Source organism: Ramlibacter sp. (assembly GCF_050250995.1).
Lineage (GTDB): Bacteria > Pseudomonadota > Gammaproteobacteria > Burkholderiales > Burkholderiaceae_C > Ramlibacter.
Genome location: NZ_JBFWNP010000029.1, coordinates 1 through 17,610, shown reverse-complemented (window position 1 = coordinate 17,610; position 17,610 = coordinate 1). Strand labels below are relative to the sequence as shown.

The window sequence follows — 17,610 nt, the reverse complement described above, 5'->3', positions numbered from 1 at the left end:
TATAACAATAATCACCCTGTTCCGCAAACCCGATCCATGACCTCCTCCGACCTTCAGACCGAGATTCGCGGCGCCGTCGCCATCGTGCGGCTCACCCGCGGCGCCAAGCGCAATGCGCTCTCGGACGGCCTCGTGGCCGCCATTCGCGACGCGTTCCAGAACCTGCCCGCCGACGTCCGCGCGGCCGTGATCGACGGCGAGGGCGAGCACTTCTGCGCGGGCCTCGACCTGTCCGAGCTGAAGGAGCGCGACGCGGGCGCGGGCCTGCACCATTCGCGCATGTGGCATGCCGCACTGGAACAGGTGCAGCACGGGCCGGTGCCGGTGGTCGCCGCGCTGCATGGCGCGGTGGTGGGCGGCGGGCTGGAGCTCGCGGCCTCCTGCCACATCCGCGTGGCGGACGAGACCACGTTCTACGCGCTGCCCGAAGGCTCCCGCGGCATCTTCGTCGGCGGCGGCGGCTCGGTGCGCATCCCGCGCCTCATCGGCGTCGCGCGCATGACGGACATGATGCTCACGGGCCGCGTCTACAACGCGCAGGACGGCGAGCGCGCGGGCTTCGCCCAGTACCTCGTGCCCAAGGGCGAGGCGCTCGCCAAGGCCATCGCGCTCGCCGAGCGCATCGCGCAGAACGCGCCGCTCACCAACTACGCGCTGATGCATGCGCTGCCGCGCATCGCCGACCAGCCGGCCGACCACGGCTTCCTCACCGAGTCGCTCATGGCCGCCATCGCGCAGAGCGCGCCGGAGGCGAAACAGCGCGTGCAGAATTTCCTCGAAGGACGGGCGGCGAAGGTGAGCAAGGGATGAACACGGTGCGGTATCGGCCCATGGAGTTCGGCGTTACGCGCGCCGTGCTGCGCGACGGCGCCGATGGCGTGCGCTATCTGAGCGCCGAGCAGCCGCTCGCGCCGTATGCCCGCCGCATGACGGACCGGCTGGTTCATTGGGCGGAGGCGGCGCCGGACCGCACGTTCATGGCGCAGCGCGTGAAGGGCGGCGACTGGCGTCACATGACCTATCGCGAAGCCCTCCGGCACGCCCGCGCCATCGGCCAGGCATTGATCGACTGCGGGCTGAACGCGGACCGCCCCGTCGCCATCCTCTCGGGCAACGACCTCGAGCACGCGATGCTCGCGCTGGGCTGCCTGTATGCCGGCGTGCCCTACTGCCCCGTCTCGCCGCCCTATTCGCTCATCAGCCAGGACTACGACAAGCTGCGCCACGTGCTGGCCACGCTGACGCCGGGACTCGTCTTCGCAACCGACGAAACGCTGTACGGCAAGGCCGTCGCGGCCACGGTCGGCAAGGACGTCGAGGTTCTCTACGGCAAGGACTTCGCCAAGCTCACCGGAACGTCGCCCACGCCCGCCGTCGACGCGGCGATGCAGGCCACCGGCCCCGACACGATCACCAAGTTCCTCTTCACCTCGGGCTCGACCAAGCTGCCGAAAGCGGTGATCAACACGCATGGCATGTGGTGCGCCAACCAGCAGCAGATGCGGCAGTCGATGCCGCTGCTGGCCGACGAGCCGCCGGTGCTCGTCGACTGGCTGCCGTGGAACCACACCTTCGGCGGCAACCACAACGTCGGCCTCACGATCTACAACGGCGGCACGCTCTACATCGACGACGGCAAGCCCACGCCCGCGCTGGTCGGCGAGACGCTGCGCAACCTGCGCGAGATCGCGCCCACCGTCTACTTCAACGTGCCGACCGGCTTCGAGGCCATCGCCAACGCCATGAAGACGGACGAGGCGCTGCGCCGGAACCTGCTGGCGCGCGTGCGCATGTTCTTCTACGCCGGCGCGGCGCTCGCGCAACCCGTGTGGGACGCGCTCGCGCAGGTGCAGGAGCAGGAGATCGGCGAGCGCATCGTCATGGGTACGGGCCTCGGCATGACCGAGTCCTCGCCTTTCGCGATCTACATCACCAACCCGAACGTGAAGTCGGGCTACCTGGGCCTGCCCACGCCGGGCATGGAGCTCAAGCTCGTGCCCGTCGACGGCAAGACCGAGGTCCGCTACAAGGGCCCGAACATCACGCCGGGCTACTGGCGCGGGCCGGAGGAAACGGCCGCGTGCTTCGACGAAGAGGGCTTCTTCAAGACCGGCGACGCGGTGCTCTGGATCGACGAAGCCGACATCCACCAGGGCCTGAAGTTCGACGGCCGCATCGCGGAGGATTTCAAGCTCGCGACCGGCACCTTCGTGAGCGTCGGGCCGCTGCGCTCGAAGATCATCGCCGAAGGCGCGCCCTTCGTGCAGGACGTCGTCGTCACCGGGCTGAACCTCAACGAGATCGGCGCGCTGGTCTTCGCGACGCCCGCCGTGCGCAAGCTCTCGGGGCTGCCGTCCGACGCGCCGCTGAAGGACGTGCTCGAGAGCGCGCCGGTGCAGGCGCAGTTCCAGGACCTGCTGAACCGGCTCGCGAAGACGGCCACCGGCAGTGCGAGCCGGGTCGCGCGGCTGCACCTGCTGCACGAAGCGCCCTCCATCGACCGGGGCGAGGTCACCGACAAGGGCTCCATCAACCAGCGCGCCGTGCTGAAGCACCGCGCCGCGCTCATCGACGATTTCCACGCGGGACGCCTGCCGTTCACGCTCCTACCGCAAGCCGGCAAGCCCTGAAGCGCCGCAAGCCACAACTTCCACCCAAGGAGACACAGCCCATGAAACTCGCCCGCACCCTCGTCGCAGCCGCCGCCATGCTGGCGGCCGCCACCTCGGCCCTCGCCGACATCAAGGTGGGCGTGAGCCTCTCGCTCACCGGCCCCGGCTCGGGCCTCGGCATCCCGATGCAGAACCAGCTGAAGCTGTTCCCGCAGACCATCGCGGGCGAGAAGGTCACGCTCATCATCCTCGACGACGCGTCGGACCCCGGCAAGGGCGTGAGCAACGTCCGCCGCTTCGTCACCGAGGACAAGGTCGACGTGATCCTCGGCTCCTGCCTCACGCCGGTCGCCGCCGCCATGGCGCCCGTCGCCGCGGAGAACAAGACGCTGCAGATCGCCGCCTCGCCGGTCGGCGTTCCGCCCGGCCAGGATCATTGGCTGTTCCGCCTGCCGCAGGGCAACGACGTCATGGCGTTCGCGATGGTCGAGCACATGAAGAAGCAGAACATCAAGACGATCGGCTTCCTCGGCTACACCGACGCTTACGGCGAGCTGTGGCTGAAGGCGCTGACGCCGCTGGCCGAGAAAGCCGGCATGAAGATCGTGGCAACCGAGCGCTTCGCGCGCACCGACACGAGCGTCACGCCGCAGGCGCTGAAGCTCACGTCCGCCAATCCCGACGCGATGCTCGTCGTCGCTTCGGGCTCGGGCGCCGCCATGCCGCACAAGGCCATCGTCGAGCGCGGCTACAAGGGCAAGATCTACCAGACGCACGCCGCGGCGACGCCCGACCTCGTTCGCATCGGCGGCAAGGACGTCGAAGGCTCGTTCGTCGTCTCCGGCCCGGCCGTGGTCGCCGAGCAGCTGCCCGACTCGCATCCCTCCAAGAAAGTCGCCATCGACTTCGTGACCAAGTACGAGAAGCTCGTGGGCGCAGGCCAGCGCAACCAGTTCGCCGGCCACAGCTACGACTTCGAGATCACCATGAACAGGATCGTGCCGGTCGCGATGAAGCGCGCGAAGCCGGGCACGCCGGAGTTCCGCGCGGCGCTGCGCGATGCGATGGAGACGATGGGCCGCACGGTGTTCGCGCATGGCGTGATGAACTGGACGAAGGACGACCACTGGGGCTACACCAACGAGACGGGTGTGATGCTGAAGGTGGTGGGCGGCAAGTTCGTCGCCGAGAAATAGGCCCACCCCCGAAGCGCCTGCGGCGCTTCCCCCTCGAGGGGGCGCACCCTGCGGCCCGGCGAAGCCGGTTCCGCGGTGCCCACGACAAGACACGACATACTGGAAGCTGAGTGGACTTCTCCATCGCGAGCATCCTCGCGCTCGACGGCCTCACCAACGGCGCGGTCTACGCCCTCCTGGCGCTGGCGACCGTGCTGGTGTTCGCCGTCACGCGCGTGATCTTCATCCCGCAGGGCGAGTTCGTCGCGTTCGGCGCGCTCACGCTCGCCCTGCTGCAGGCGGGCAAGGTGCCGGGCACCGTCGTGTTCCTGCTGGCGCTCGCGGCGCTTGCGGCCTTCGGCGACATCGTCGACGGCGTGCGGCACCGCAAGCCGGCCAGGCGCGTCGCGATGAACGTCGCGCGCACCCTCGCCTGGCCGGTGATCGCTTCGGCCATCGCGTTCGCCGTCGCGGGCAAGGGCTTTCCCCTCATCGTCCACGCGCTGCTCACGCTGGCGCTCGTCACGCCCTTCGGCAGCTTGATCTACCGCCTCGCCTACGAATCGCTCGCCGATGCGACCGTGCTCGTGCTGCTGATCGTCTCCGTCGGCGTGCATTTCGCGCTGGTCGGGCTGGGCCTGTTCTTCTTCGGCGCCGAGGGCTTCCGCAATCCCAGCTTCTGGGAGCAGCGGTTCTCCGCCGGGCCGCTCACGCTGAGCGGGCAGACGCTGATCATCTTCATCGCCTCCGTCGCGCTGATCGTCGCGCTGTGGCTGTACTTCGAGCGGACGCTGCAGGGCAAGGCGCTGCGCGCGACGGCCGTCAACCGCGCGGGCGCGCGCCTGATGGGCATCTCGTCGTCCGGCGCCGGACGTCTCGCCTTCACCATGGCGGCCTTCATCGGCGCGCTGTCCGGCCTGCTGATCGGGCCCACCACGACGATCTTCTACGACAGCGGCTTCCTGATCGGGCTGAAGGGCTTCGTGGCCGCCGTGTTCGCGGGGCTCTCCGGTTATCCGCTGGCGCTCGTGGGCGCGCTGGCCGTCGGGCTGCTGGAGAGCTTCGGCTCCTACTGGGCCAGCGCCTTCAAGGAGGTGATCGTGTTCTCCTCGATCCTGCCCGTGCTGCTGTGGCGGTCGCTGCGCGATCCGCACACCGAAGAACACTGACCATGCGATCGATCCGCCGCTTCGGCTTTCCGCTCTTCGCGTTGCTCATGCTCGTCCTGCCGGCGCTGCCCGTGCCGGATTTCTGGATCGCGCAGAGCAACTACATCGGCCTCTATGCACTCGTCGCGCTGGGGCTCGTGCTGCTCACGGGCGTGGCGGGCCTGACCTCCTTCGGCCAGGCCGCCTTCGTCGGCGTCGGCGCCTATACCGCCGCCTTCCTCACCGTGAAGATGGCGTCGTCGCCCTGGCTCGCGCTCGCCATCGGCATCGCGCTTGCGGTCGTTGCCGCGCTGGCACTCGGCGCGATCACGCTGCGCATGTCCGGCCACTACCTGCCGCTCGCCACCATCGCCTGGGGGCTCGCGCTCAACTACACCATGGCCAACATGGAATGGCTGGGCAAGTACGACGGCATCCTCGGCATTCCCACCCTGAAAATCTTCGGCATCGATCTCGGCACCGGTCGCGGACTGCACGTGCTGATCTGGATGTTCGCGCTGCTCGCGGCGTGGGCGTCGCTCAACCTCCTCGATTCGCGGCCGGGCCGCGCGATCCGCGCGATCAAGAACGGCGCGACGATGGCCGAGGCGATGGGCGTCTCGACCTTCCGCTACAAGCTCGTCGTCTTCGTGAGCGCCGCGGTGCTCGCATCCATCGCCGGCTGGCTGTTCGCGTTCTTCCAGCGCACGGTGAGCCCCTCGCCGTTTTCCATCGGGAAGGGAATCGAGTACCTTTTCATGGCCGTGCTCGGCGGCGTGTCGCACGTGTGGGGCGCGTTTCTCGGCGCGGCGGTGGTCAAGATCACCGAGGACCAGTTGCAGGTGCTGCTGCCGAAGCTGATCGGCACCAGCGGCAATTTCGAGACCATCGTGTTCGGCATCGTGCTCGTCGTCGTGCTGAAGTACGCGCCCGACGGCCTGTGGACCTTCATCGGCCGCAAGCTGCCGCGCACGAACCGCGTGCGCGACTGGACGGACGCCCCACCGCTGCCCGCGCGCGAGAAGCCGCGCCATGGCGAGCCGCTGCTGCAGGTCGACGCGGTGCGCAAGACGTTCGGCGGGCTGGTGGCCGTCAACGACGTGAGCTTCGAGGTCCGCGCGGGCGACATCGTGGGCCTCATCGGACCCAATGGCGCGGGCAAGTCGACCACCTTCAACCTCGTCACGGGGGTGCTGTCGCTCACCGCGGGCCGCGTGCGCTGGCAGGGCGAGCAGATCGCGGGCAAGCCCTCGCGCGCCATCGCGCGGCTCGGCATCTCGCGGACCTTCCAGCACGTGAAGATGATCCCCGAGATGACGGTGCTCGAGAACGTCGCGCTCGGCGGCTACCTGCGCGGACGCTCGGGCATCGCGCGCGCGATGCTGCGCCTGGACCGCGAGGAGGAAAAGCGCCTGTTCGCCGAGGCCGAGCGCCAGCTCGCGCGCATCGGCATGGCCGATCGCATGGACGAACTCGCGGGCAACCTCGCGCTCGGACCGCAGCGCCTGATGGAAATCGCGCGCGCGCTGTGTACGGACCCCGCGCTGCTGCTGCTCGACGAGCCCGCGGCGGGCCTGCGCCACAAGGAGAAGCAGGCGCTCGCCGACGTGCTGCGGCAGCTCAAGCGGGAGGGCATGAGCCTGTTGCTCGTCGAGCACGACATGGAGTTCGTGATGGGCCTCGTCGACCGCATCGTGGTCATGGAGTTCGGCACGAAGCTGATGGAGGGCACGCCCGCCGACGTGCAGGCGAGCCCCGCGGTGCGCGCCGCCTATCTCGGAACGGAGCACTGAACATGCTGCTGTCCGTCCACGACCTCCATGCGGGCTATGGCCGCGCCGAGGTGCTCTCCGGCCTGAATCTCGAGCTGCCCGCGGGCCAGGTCGTCACCGTGATCGGCCCCAACGGCGCGGGCAAGTCCACGACGCTCAATGCGCTCATGGGCCTGTTGCCGTTTCGCGGGCGCGTGATGTTCGACGGCGTCGACCTCGCCGACAGCACGCTCGAAGAGCGCGTGATGCTCGGCCTGGCCCTCGTGCCCGAGAAGCGCGAGCTGTTCGGCACGATGCCGGTCGAGGACAACCTGATTCTGGGAGGCTGGCGCGCACGCAAGCTGCGCATGGCCGACTGGCGCGCGCAGATCGACCACGTGTACGAACTCTTTCCCCGCCTGAAGGAGCGCCGCGCGCAACTGGCCGGCACCTTGTCCGGCGGCGAGCGGCAGATGCTCGCGGTCGGCCGTGCATTGATGTCGCGGCCCAAGCTGCTGATGCTCGACGAGCCGAGCCTGGGGCTCGCGCCCCTCGTGGTGAAGGAAGTCTTCCAGATCATCGACCGGCTGCGCGCGCAGGGCGTCTCGATCCTGCTCGTCGAGCAGAACGCCCGCGCCGCCCTCGAAGTCGCCGACTACGCCTACGTGCTCGAGACCGGCGAGATCGGCCTGCACGGCCCCGCGCGCGAACTCGCGGGCGATCCGCGCGTGATCGAGACCTACCTTGGCGCATCGCGCGTCGCGTCGTCCAGCGCCGCCACGCGGCAGGAGTCCCCCCTTTGAACCGTTCGCTTCGCTCGCGCCGTTTCCCCGCAGCGGCCGCGGCCGCTGCACTGGCCGCCACGCTCCTCGCGTCCTGCGCCAGCATCCCCGGCGCAGCGCCGCGGCCCCTTGCCGCCGCCACGCCCGCGACGCTGCGCTCTTGCGAGGCGCTCGCAGGCACGTTCGCATTCGGCGAGACGGCCATCGAGTCGGCCACGCCCGTCGCCGCCGGCGCAACGATGCAGGGCAACGCGCCCATCGCCGCGCACTGCCTCGTCAAGGGCGCGATGCACAAGCGCAAGGGCAGCGATGGGCGCGACTACGCCATCGCGTTCGAGATGCGCCTGCCGCAGGCCTGGAACGGCCGCTTCTTCTACCAGGGCAACGGCGGTCTCGACGGCGCGGTGCAGCCCGCGCGCGGCGCGCTGGGCGGCGGCCCGCTCACGGGCGCACTCGCGCAGGGATTCGCGGTCATCAGTTCCGACGCCGGCCACACGGGCGCCCAGACGCCGTACTTCGGCATGGAGCCGCAGTCGCGACTCGATTACGGCTGGCAGGCCGTGGCGAAGCTCACCCCGATGGCCAAGGCGCTGATCGCGAGTGCGTACGGCAAGGGCCCCGACCGCTCGTACATCGGCGGCTGCTCCAATGGCGGACGCCATGCGATGGTCGCCGCCGCGCGCGTCGGCGCCGAATACGACGGCTACCTGGTCGGCGCGCCCGGCTATCGCCTGCCCTACGCGGCGCTGGCGCAGATCTGGAACGGCGCGCAGTTGCGCCGCCTCGCGACGCCGGGCGCGACGGTCGCGCATCCGCAGAATCCGAACGCGACGATTCCCGACCTCGCGAGCGGCTTCACCGCGCAGGAGCGGCGGACCGTGGCGCGCGCCGTGCTCGACAAGTGCGACGCGCTCGACGGCGCGCGCGACGGCCTCGTGCAGGCCACGCAGGCGTGCCAGGCGGCATTCGACCTGAAGCGCGACGTGCCCACCTGCACCGGCGCGCGCAACGGCAGCTGCCTCACGCCGCTGCAGAAGGACGCGATCGCCTCCGTCTACGAAGGCGCGCGCCGGTCGCAGGGACAGCCGATCTACGCGCCGTTCCCGTGGGATCCGGGCATCGTCGGCGCCAACTGGGCAACGTGGCGGTTCACGAACCCGATCACGCTCGATCCGCTCTCCGTCGGCATCGTCTTCAGCGTGCCGCCCTCGCCCGTCACGCCGTTCACCGAGGACATCGACGCGCGCTGGCAACGCCTGCATGCCACCGACGCCACGTACCGCGAATCGGGCGCTTCGCTCATGATGCCGCCCAGCCAGGACGATCCGCGCAACATGGCCCCGCTCGCCGCGCGCGGCGCGAAGATGGTGATCTATCACGGCGTGAGCGATGCGGTGTTTTCCGCCGAGGACACCCGGCAGTGGATGCTGCGCCTCGACCGTGCGCTCGACGGCCGCGCCGACGGCTTCGCCCGCTATTTCCCCGTGCCCGGCATGAACCATTGCAGCGGGGGGCCGGCCACCGACGCCTTCGACCTGCTGGCGCCGCTCGTTCGCTGGGTCGAAGGCGGCGTCGCGCCGCAGGCGGTCACGGCGTCCGCACGCGGCCCGGCGCACGGCGGCGGCGCGAATGCCGAACTCCCCGCCGACTGGTCCCCAACGCGCACGCGACCGCTTTGCGCCCATCCGACCGTCGCACGCTACAACGGAAGCGGCAACGTCGAAGACGCCGCGAACTTCAGTTGCCGGTGAACGCTTCCCCGACACCGACGCGATCGACGCGATCCACGCGATCGGCCCCATCGGCCTCGTCGGCGCAGGCGCAGCCGGCCGTCGAGCAGGTCGACACCACCTTCCTCGAAAGCCTGCTCGGCTACAACGCGCGGCGCGCGTCGCTCGCGGTGATCTCGGTGTTCCTGGAGCGCATGGCGCCGTATGGCCTGCGGCCGGTCGATTTTTCCGTGCTCTCGCTCGTCGCGCACAACCCCGGCATCACCTCGCGGCAGTTGTGCGGCAGCCTCGCGTTGCTGCCGCCCAATGTGGTCGGCCTCCTCAATACGCTGGAGAAGCGCGACCTCATCGCACGCCAGCCGCATCCGCGCGACCGCCGCGCGATGGGCCTGCACCTCACGACGGCCGGGCAGAAGCTGATGCGCGATGCCGAACGCACGGCCGCGCAGCTCGAGGCCGAAGTCGCCGCCAAGCTCACCCCCGCCGAACTGCGCACGCTGCTCAAGCTGCTGAAAAAGGTCTACGCGTAGTCGTTTCGCACGCCTGCGTCCGGCGAATCGAGGGCGTGCCGCCAACCTTCGATGCTATTGTTTGTGTAGCACGGCTCGCGTACACTCGCTTCCCCGCCCGCCCCCTCACGCATGAGCACCCGCGACACCGCCGCCATCAGCCAGTTGCTGGAACTGCTGGAGGCGCGCTACGCGATGCGCGTGCTGTGGGCCCTGAAGGACGGCCATGCGCAGACCTTCCGGCTGCTGCAGGACAGCGTGGGCGGCATCACGCCCAACACGCTGAACACTCGTATCAAGGACCTGCGCGAAGCGGGCCTCGTGCAGCACAACGGCGAAGGCTACGCGGTCACGTCGAGCGGGCAGGACCTGCTGCGGCGCATGAACGAGATGAACGCATTCGCCGTGCGCTGGGCCGCGGGCCGGTCGCGCCGCAGGCCGCCCGCGGGCCCTTGAACGCCGCCGCGTCGCTACACTGGGCGGCTCGAAAAGAAGTTCGCAGAAAGAAGACCGACCCATGACCACCACCCCCTCCGGCCTGCAGTACGAAGACGAAGCCGTCGGCAGCGGCCCCGAAGCGAAGTCCGGCCAGTCCGTTCGCGTGCATTACACCGGCTGGCTCTACGACAAGGGCGTGCAGGGCAAGAAGTTCGATTCCAGCCGCGACCGCAACGACCCCTTCGAGTTCTCGCTCGGCGCCGGCATGGTGATCCGCGGCTGGGACGAAGGCGTGGCCGGCATGAAGGTCGGCGGCAAGCGCACGCTGATCATTCCGCCGGAACTCGGCTATGGCGCGCGCGGCGCGGGCGGCGTGATTCCGCCGAACGCGACGCTGAAGTTCGACGTCGAGCTGCTGGGCGCGCGCTGATTTCCGCTCCCCTCTACCGCTCGCGGGAGAGGGAGCCGGATCCCCGGCGCGCGGTGACCTCGATCTCGATGCGCATCCGCGGATCGGCCAGGCCCGCCGAGATCATCATCGCGGCCGGCCGCACCTCGCCGAAGTACTTCCTCAGCACCGGCCAGGTGGCCGGGAATTCCTCGGCCTTCGGCACCACGTAGGTCACGCGCACCACGTCGCGCAGGGACGAATCAGCCTGCGCGAGCGCGGCCTCGATGTTCTTCAGGCATTGCTCGGCCTGCTCGACGATGCCCTCGGGGATCGTCATGGCCGCGTAGTCGAAGCCGGTCGTGCCCGACACGAAGATCCAGTCGCCATCGACCACCGCCCGGGAATAGCCGATGTCCGCCTCGAAGGTCGATCCGCTGCCGATGAGTCGCCGTACCATCCCCAGACTTTAATCTGTGCGGGATTTCCGTTTGCCCGTGGCTTGAAAAGGGCTTTTGAGCCCCAAGCTGTCCGCCGTCGTCAGTGCAACCACCCGAAAAAATGGCCGAGAACAACCTCCCGACCGATCAGGACCCCTCCCCCCCCGAATCCGGCGCGGAGAACGCGCCGCCCCAGTCCGCCGGCCCCGAGCCGCTGGCCGCCGCCCTGGCCGAGCTCGCGGAGCTCAAGGCGAAGAACCAGGAGCTCGCCGACCAGCACCTGCGCTCGCAGGCCGACATGCAGAACACCCGCCGCCGTGCCGACGAGGAAGTCGCCAAGGCGCGCAAGTTCGCGGTCGAGGCCTTCGCCGAGAGCCTGCTGCCCGTGTGCGACAGCCTCGAGGCCGGCCTTGCGATTCCCGACGCCACGCCCGAGGTGATCCGCGAGGGCGCCGAGGCCACGCTGCGCCAGCTCAAGAGCGCGCTCGAACGCAACAAGGTCGTCGAGATCAACCCCGCCGCCGCCGCGAAGTTCGATCCGCACCAGCACCAGGCGATTTCCGTGGTGCCCGCCGATCAGGAGCCGAACACGGTCGTCAGCGTGCTGCAGAAGGGCTACCTGATCGCCGAGCGCGTTCTGCGCCCTGCCCTGGTGACCGTCGCCGCCGCGAAGTGACGCGCCGCGCCGCTTGAAATCCCGACCAGTTATCCACAAGTAACCAACAACATTCGCACGGCCTGCCGCACAGGCCATCCACAGGAGAAAGAGACATGGCAAAGATCATCGGCATCGACCTCGGCACGACCAATTCGTGCGTGGCGATCATGGAAGGCAACAACGTCAAGGTGATCGAGAACAGCGAGGGCGGACGCACCACGCCTTCGATCGTCGCCTACCAGGAAGACGGCGAAATCCTCACCGGCGCCTCCGCGAAGCGCCAGGCCGTCACCAACCCGCGCCACACCTTCTACGCCATCAAGCGCCTGATCGGCCGCAAGTTCACCGAGAAGGAAGTGCAGAAGGACATCGAGCTGATGCCCTACAAGATCGTCGCCGCCGACAACGGCGACGCGTGGGTGGACGAGCGCGGCAAGAAGCTCGCGCCGCCGCAGGTGAGCGCCGAGGTGCTGCGCAAGATGAAGAAGACCGCCGAGGACTACCTCGGCGAGCCGGTGACCGAAGCGGTCATCACGGTGCCCGCGTACTTCAACGACAGCCAGCGCCAGGCGACCAAGGATGCCGGCCGCATCGCCGGCCTGGAAGTCAAGCGGATCATCAACGAGCCGACGGCGGCCGCGCTCGCCTTCGGCCTCGACAAGCACGCCAAGGGCGACCGCAAGATCGCGGTGTACGACCTCGGCGGCGGCACGTTCGACATCTCGATCATCGAGATCGCCGACGTCGACGGCGAGAAGCAGTTCGAGGTGCTCTCCACCAACGGCGACACCTTCCTGGGCGGCGAGGACTTCGACCAGCGCATCATCGACCACATCGTCACCGAGTTCAAGAAGGAGCAGGGCGTCGACCTCACGAAGGACGTGCTCGCGCTGCAGCGCCTGAAGGAAGCGGCCGAGAAGGCCAAGATCGAGCTGTCCAACAGCACGCAGACCGACATCAACCTGCCCTACGTCACCGCGGACGCGAGCGGGCCGAAGCACCTGAACATCAAGCTCACGCGCGCCAAGCTCGAGTCGCTGGTCGACGACCTCGTCGCTCGCACCATCGAGCCGTGCAAGACCGCGATCAAGGACGCGGGCGTGTCGGTCTCCGACATCCAGGACGTGATCCTGGTGGGCGGCATGACGCGCATGCCGAAGGTGCAGGACAAGGTCAAGGAATTCTTCGGCAAGGAGCCGCGCAAGGACGTCAACCCCGACGAGGCGGTGGCCGTCGGCGCCGCGATCCAGGGGCAGGTGCTCGCGGGCGACCGCAAGGACGTGCTGCTGCTCGACGTCACCCCGCTGTCGCTCGGCATCGAGACGCTCGGCGGCGTGATGACGAAGATGATCAAGAAGAACACGACCATCCCGACGAAGTTCGCGCAGACCTTCTCGACGGCCGACGACAACCAGCCGGCCGTGACGATCAAGGTCTACCAGGGCGAGCGCGAGATGGCGACGGGCAACAAGATGCTCGGCGAGTTCAACCTCGAAGGCATTCCGCCCGCGCCGCGCGGCCTGCCGCAGATCGAGGTGAGCTTCGACATCGACGCGAACGGCATCCTGCACGTGGGCGCCAAGGACAAGGCGACGGGCAAGGAGAACAAGATCACCATCAAGGCGAACTCGGGCATCTCCGAGGCCGAGATCGAGAAGATGGTGAAGGACGCCGAGATGAACGCGGCCGACGACAAGAAGAAGCTCGAACTCGTGCAGGCGCGCAACCAGGGCGAGGCGACGGTGCATACCGTGCGCAAGAGCCTGACCGAGTACGGCGACAAGCTCGACGCCGGCGAGAAAGAGAAGATCGAGGCCGCGCTGAAGGATGCCGAAGAGTCGCTCAAGTCCGAGGACAAGGATGCGATCGAGGCCAAGACCACGGCGCTCATGACCGCGAGCCAGAAGCTCGGCGAGAAGATGTACGCCGACATGCAGGCGCAGCAGGGCGCGGCGGGCGCCGATGGCGGCGCCGCCGGCGGCATGGGCGGCGCGCCGGGCGGCGACGCGGGTGGCGCTTCCCGACCGGCCGACGACAATGTCGTCGACGCCGAAGTCAAGGAAGTGAAGAAGGGCTGATTCAACAAGCGAACGAGTGGGCGGGTCATCCGCCCACTTCCACCTCATGGCCACCAAAAGAGACTTTTACGAAATCCTCGGCGTTCCCAAGAACGCCAACGAGGACGAGATCAAGAAGGCTTATCGCAAGCTCGCGATGAAGTACCACCCTGACCGCAATCAGGGGGAGTCGGCCAAGGACGCCGAGGCGCACTTCAAGGAAGCGAAGGAAGCGTACGAAATGCTTTCGGACGCCGAGAAGCGCGCGGCCTACGACCAGCACGGCCATGCGGGGGTCGACCCCAACATGCGCGGCGGCCCGGGCGCGGAAGGCTTCGGCGGCTTCGCCGAGGCCTTCGGCGACATCTTCGGCGACATCTTCGGCCAGGCGCGCGGCGGCGCGGGCGGCCGCGCCGGCGGCCGGCAGGTCTATCGCGGCAGCGATCTCAGCTACGCCATGGAGGTGAGCCTCGAAGAGGCCGCCAAGGGCAAGGACGCGCAGATCCGCATCCCGTCCTGGGACCCGTGCGACACGTGCAGCGGCAGCGGCGCGAAGCCGGGCACGCAGGCGCAGACCTGCAAGACCTGCAACGGCCAGGGCGTCGTGCAGATGCGCCAGGGCTTCTTCAGCGTGCAGCAGACCTGCCCGCACTGCCGCGGCAGCGGCAAGATCATTCCCGAGCCCTGCCCCACCTGCCATGGGCAGGGCAAGGTGAAGAAGCAGAAGACGCTGGAAGTGAAGATCCCCGCGGGCATCGACGACGGCATGCGCATCCGCAGCGCCGGCAACGGCGAGCCGGGCACGAACGGCGGGCCGCCGGGCGACCTCTACATCGAGATCCGGCTGAAGAAGCACGGAATCTTCGAGCGCGACGGCGACGACCTGCATTGCGTGGTGCCCGTGAGCATCGCCCGCGCATCGCTCGGCGGCGAGATCGAGGTGCCCACGCTCGACGGCAAGGCCGCCATCGACATCCCCGAGGGCACGCAGGCCGGCAAGCAGTTCCGCCTGCGCGGCAAGGGCATCAAGGGCGTGCGCTCGAGCTACCCCGGCGACCTGTACTGCCACATCGCGGTGGAGACGCCGGTGAAGCTGACCGAGCACCAGCGCAAGCTGCTGCGCGAGTTCGAGGAGTCGCTGCGCAAGGGCGGCTCCAAGCATTCGCCGCAAGAGGAGACCTGGGCCGACAAGCTGAAGGGCTTCTTCAGCGCGTAGCGTTCGCAGCGCTCGTAGCGCCCCGCAACCTTTCGTACGAACCCGGCCGCGCGCCGGGTTTTTTTTCACGTCAGCCGCTCTCCTACAGCACGCACCGGGCACGGCCTACGCGTGCTTTTCGTTGCGATTTTTACGCTCGTTCCATTCCGCAAGTTCAGCGGGGAGGATGAGATGAGTCAGCAGTTCCAGCCCAGAAAAGTCGCGCTGGCCGTGAGTGCCGCGCTGGCCTTGGGCTGGCAGGTGCCGGGCCACGCGCAGCCCGCCGGCGCCACCGTGGTTCACGGCTCGGCCGTCCTGACCCGCCAGGGCAACAACCTCACGGTCACCACGCAAAACGGTCCCGGGTCCGCGCATTCGGCCATCGACTGGCGCAGCTTCTCGGTGCCATCCGGAAGCACCACGCGATTCGAACAGCCCAACGCGCTCAGTACCTCCATCAATCGCGTCACCGGCGGCGATCCGTCGCGCATCTTCGGCACGCTCTCGTCCAACGGCCGGCTCGTGCTGGTCAATCCCGCCGGCATCGCCGTCGGCGCCGGGGCGGTGGTCGACACCGCGGGCTTCACAGCCTCCGCGCTGCGCATGAGCGATGCGGACCTGCGCTTGGGCCGGCTGCGCTTCGGCGACGCCGACGCGGCGGCCGGCGGCATTCGCGTGGACGGCAGCATCGTGTCGCGGCACGGCGACGTCGTGCTGATCGCCGCCGAAGTCGAGACCGGCGCGGCGTCGGTCGTGCGTTCGGAACGAGGCGACGTCTCCATCGTCGCGGGCCGCAAGGTCGAACTCACGGGCCGCGGCATCGAGGGAATCCGCCTGGAAATCCAGGCGCCGGACGATCGCGCGCTGCACATGGGCTCGCTGCAAGGCGACGCGGTGAGCGTGTTCGCGGGGCAGTTGCGCCACAGCGGGGCGATCCGCGCGCAGGGCATCGCAACCGAAAGCGGGCGCATCGTCCTGCGCGCGAGCGCCGCCGCTCGCATCGAGGGCGACACGCAGGCAGCGGGCGGTTCGATCCACGTCGCGGCGCCCTCGGTCCAGGTCGGCACGGGCGCGCGCATCGACGTATCGTCGGAAACCGGCGGTGGAGAAATTCTCGTGGGCGGCGGCTGGCAAGGCCGCGACGGCCGCATCGCGAATGCCGCGACGAGCGAGGTGGAAAGCGGCGCGCGGCTCATCGCGAACGCCACGCGCGAAGGCGACGGCGGCACCGTCGTCGTTTGGGCCGACGGCACGACGCGCTTCACCGGCGCGATCGAGGCGCGCGGCGCGGGCCAGGGCCGCGGCGGCAACGCCGAAGTGTCCGGCAAACAGGATCTCGTCTTCCGCGGCCAGGCCGACCTCGGCTCGGCCATCGGGCGACTCGGCCAGCTGCTGCTCGACCCGGCGGTGATCGTCATCCAGGGCGGCATCGGCGACGGCAGCGACGGCAACAGTTCGGCGACCAACTTGAACGTGTCCGGCAACTCGCCGGGCGTGGTGAAGGCGAACGACTCGCCCTCCACATTCACCGTGCGTGAGAGCGAACTCGAAGGCGTCAACGCCAACATCACGCTGAGCGCAACGAACGCCATCCAGGTGAGCGGGACCTTCATCGACGGCGACATCCTCGTGCGCGACAACCGAAACATCAAGCTGGAAGTCACGGGCTCCGGCGCCGGCGGCATCGACCTGCGAGGCGTCCACCTTCGCACGCAGGGGTCGGGGTCGGTCGATCTCCAGACCTCGGCGGCCCGCCAGCCCATCGACGTGGGACAGATCACGACCGGCGGCGGCAAGATTTCGCTCGACGCGCACGACTCCGCGGTGACGATCCACGGCGGCCTCGACTCGGCCGGCGGCGACCTGAAGCTGCACGGCGACACGATGCGCAACGCGGGCGTCGTTTCGCTCGCGGGCTCCAAGGTCGACGCGAAACACGGCGGCCTGGAAAACCTGGCGTCGGGCGTGATCCAGGGCACGGGCGAAATCGACGTGGGCAGCCGGCTGCTGCTGAATCGCGGCACGCTGAGGCCCGCGGGGACCGGTGCCACCGGCGAACTCAAGGTCAAGGGCGACGTCACGCTGGCGTCGACTTCGGTCCTCGATGTGGAAGTGCGGCGCTCCGGTCAGACGGACCTGCTGAAGATCGACGGCGGCCACCTCACCGTGGGCGGCACGTTGCGCGCGGCGCCCATCGGCACCGCGCCCACGCCCACCCAGGAATTCGTGATCGCCGACGCGGGCAGCCGCAACGGAACCTTCTCCGCGATCGATGCGCCAGATCTTCCGGGCTTCGGCGCGACGTATTCACCCCAGAAGGTGAACCTGGAGCGGACGTCGTCGGCTCCGGCGCCCACGAGCGCACCGACGCCGGCTCCCACGCCTGCACCGACGCCTGCACCGACGCCTGCTCCGACGCCCGCTCCAACTCCTGCGCCGACACCAGCTCCGACTCCAGCGCCGACGCCAGCACCTACGCCTGCGCCCACACCCGCGCCGACGCCCGCTCCGACGCCTGCGCCGACGCCCGCGCCGACGCCTGCTCCGACACCTGCGCCGACACCTGCGCCGACGCCTGCTCCGACGCCTGCTCCGACGCCTGCTCCGACGCCTGCTCCGACGCCTGCTCCGACTCCTGCTCCGACTCCTGCGCCAACGCCCGCGCCGACGCCTGCTCCGACTCCTGCGCCTACGCCCGCTCCGACGCCTGCGCCGACGCCCGCGCCG

At 69.1% G+C, this 17,610-nt stretch carries 15 protein-coding genes; 14 read left to right on the top strand and 1 reads right to left on the bottom strand.

What is annotated here, in order from left to right; genetic code table 11:
• Positions 1-36 precede the first annotated feature (36 nt).
• The 10 genes from AB7E83_RS17815 to AB7E83_RS17770 all read left to right on the top strand — a co-directional run bounded on the left by AB7E83_RS17815 (position 37) and on the right by AB7E83_RS17770 (position 10,575).
• On the top strand, positions 37-810 hold the full coding sequence (locus AB7E83_RS17815; protein ID WP_428571820.1) for a crotonase/enoyl-CoA hydratase family protein: 774 nt from the start codon (positions 37-39) through the stop codon (positions 808-810).
• Entirely contained in the window at positions 807-2,630 is a 1,824-nt protein-coding gene (locus tag AB7E83_RS17810) for a feruloyl-CoA synthase (protein WP_428571818.1), read from the top strand. Before AB7E83_RS17815 ends, AB7E83_RS17810 begins: the two co-directional genes overlap by 4 nt.
• Positions 2,631-2,671: 41 nt before the next feature.
• Entirely contained in the window at positions 2,672-3,808 is a 1,137-nt protein-coding gene (locus AB7E83_RS17805; RefSeq protein WP_428571816.1) for an ABC transporter substrate-binding protein, read from the top strand.
• Between the two features lie 110 nt (positions 3,809-3,918).
• Positions 3,919-4,956, top strand: coding sequence for a branched-chain amino acid ABC transporter permease (locus AB7E83_RS17800; protein ID WP_428571814.1), 1,038 nt, complete (start codon positions 3,919-3,921; stop codon positions 4,954-4,956).
• 2 nt (positions 4,957-4,958) lie between these two features.
• Positions 4,959-6,728, top strand: a complete 1,770-nt coding sequence (locus AB7E83_RS17795; protein ID WP_428571812.1) for an ABC transporter permease subunit — start codon at positions 4,959-4,961, stop codon at positions 6,726-6,728.
• A 2-nt stretch (positions 6,729-6,730) separates the two neighbouring features.
• Positions 6,731-7,489: an ABC transporter ATP-binding protein gene (locus tag AB7E83_RS17790; RefSeq protein WP_428571810.1), complete on the top strand. Its 759-nt coding sequence runs from the start codon at positions 6,731-6,733 to the stop codon at positions 7,487-7,489.
• Positions 7,486-9,219 carry a tannase/feruloyl esterase family alpha/beta hydrolase gene (locus AB7E83_RS17785; RefSeq protein WP_428571808.1) on the top strand — a complete coding sequence of 578 codons (1,734 nt, stop codon included), beginning with the start codon at positions 7,486-7,488 and terminating at the stop codon, positions 9,217-9,219. Before AB7E83_RS17790 ends, AB7E83_RS17785 begins: the two co-directional genes overlap by 4 nt.
• Positions 9,216-9,728, top strand: coding sequence for a MarR family winged helix-turn-helix transcriptional regulator (locus AB7E83_RS17780; protein WP_428571806.1), 513 nt, complete (start codon positions 9,216-9,218; stop codon positions 9,726-9,728). The genes AB7E83_RS17785 and AB7E83_RS17780 overlap by 4 nt, the downstream gene beginning before the upstream one ends.
• A 111-nt stretch (positions 9,729-9,839) precedes the next feature.
• Positions 9,840-10,163, top strand: coding sequence for a winged helix-turn-helix transcriptional regulator (locus tag AB7E83_RS17775; protein WP_428571804.1), 324 nt, complete (start codon positions 9,840-9,842; stop codon positions 10,161-10,163).
• A gap of 61 nt (positions 10,164-10,224) precedes the next feature.
• Positions 10,225-10,575 (top strand): FKBP-type peptidyl-prolyl cis-trans isomerase, encoded by a 351-nt coding sequence (locus AB7E83_RS17770; protein ID WP_428571802.1) that lies wholly within the window; start codon positions 10,225-10,227, stop codon positions 10,573-10,575.
• Between the two features lie 13 nt (positions 10,576-10,588).
• On the opposite strand, the gene AB7E83_RS17765 is transcribed toward AB7E83_RS17770, so the two are convergent.
• The gene (locus AB7E83_RS17765; protein WP_428571801.1) at positions 10,589-10,993 is read right to left on the bottom strand and encodes a RidA family protein; all 405 of its coding nucleotides are present in this window, start codon (positions 10,991-10,993) and stop codon (positions 10,589-10,591) included.
• A gap of 101 nt (positions 10,994-11,094) precedes the next feature.
• Between AB7E83_RS17765 and grpE the strand changes: the two genes are divergently transcribed.
• The 4 genes from grpE to AB7E83_RS17745 form a co-directional block, all read left to right on the top strand.
• A complete protein-coding gene (grpE, locus tag AB7E83_RS17760; RefSeq protein ID WP_428571800.1) occupies positions 11,095-11,649 on the top strand; it encodes a nucleotide exchange factor GrpE in 555 nt (184 codons plus the stop codon).
• Between the two features lie 95 nt (positions 11,650-11,744).
• On the top strand, positions 11,745-13,709 hold the full coding sequence (gene dnaK, locus AB7E83_RS17755) for a molecular chaperone DnaK (protein WP_428571798.1): 1,965 nt from the start codon (positions 11,745-11,747) through the stop codon (positions 13,707-13,709).
• A 46-nt stretch (positions 13,710-13,755) separates the two neighbouring features.
• Positions 13,756-14,904, top strand: coding sequence for a molecular chaperone DnaJ (gene dnaJ / locus AB7E83_RS17750; RefSeq protein WP_428571796.1), 1,149 nt, complete (start codon positions 13,756-13,758; stop codon positions 14,902-14,904).
• A 171-nt stretch (positions 14,905-15,075) separates the two neighbouring features.
• On the top strand, positions 15,076-17,610 hold a 2,535-nt coding region (locus tag AB7E83_RS17745; RefSeq protein WP_428571795.1), incomplete at its 3' end, for a filamentous hemagglutinin N-terminal domain-containing protein.

Excerpts from the sequence above, each read along its gene's own strand:
- AB7E83_RS17815 (WP_428571820.1), top strand. The coding sequence starts at position 37 with ATGACCTCCTCCGACCTTCAGACCGAGATTCGCGGCGCCGTCGCCATC.
- AB7E83_RS17810 (WP_428571818.1), top strand. The coding sequence starts at position 807 with ATGAACACGGTGCGGTATCGGCCCATGGAGTTCGGCGTTACGCGCGCC.
- AB7E83_RS17805 (WP_428571816.1), top strand. The coding sequence starts at position 2,672 with ATGAAACTCGCCCGCACCCTCGTCGCAGCCGCCGCCATGCTGGCGGCC.
- AB7E83_RS17795 (WP_428571812.1), top strand. The coding sequence starts at position 4,959 with ATGCGATCGATCCGCCGCTTCGGCTTTCCGCTCTTCGCGTTGCTCATG.
- AB7E83_RS17790 (WP_428571810.1), top strand. The coding sequence starts at position 6,731 with ATGCTGCTGTCCGTCCACGACCTCCATGCGGGCTATGGCCGCGCCGAG.
- AB7E83_RS17775 (WP_428571804.1), top strand. The coding sequence starts at position 9,840 with ATGAGCACCCGCGACACCGCCGCCATCAGCCAGTTGCTGGAACTGCTG.
- AB7E83_RS17770 (WP_428571802.1), top strand. The coding sequence starts at position 10,225 with ATGACCACCACCCCCTCCGGCCTGCAGTACGAAGACGAAGCCGTCGGC.
- AB7E83_RS17765 (WP_428571801.1), bottom strand. The coding sequence starts at position 10,993 with ATGGTACGGCGACTCATCGGCAGCGGATCGACCTTCGAGGCGGACATC.
- grpE (WP_428571800.1), top strand. The coding sequence starts at position 11,095 with ATGGCCGAGAACAACCTCCCGACCGATCAGGACCCCTCCCCCCCCGAA.
- dnaK (WP_428571798.1), top strand. The coding sequence starts at position 11,745 with ATGGCAAAGATCATCGGCATCGACCTCGGCACGACCAATTCGTGCGTG.
- dnaJ (WP_428571796.1), top strand. The coding sequence starts at position 13,756 with ATGGCCACCAAAAGAGACTTTTACGAAATCCTCGGCGTTCCCAAGAAC.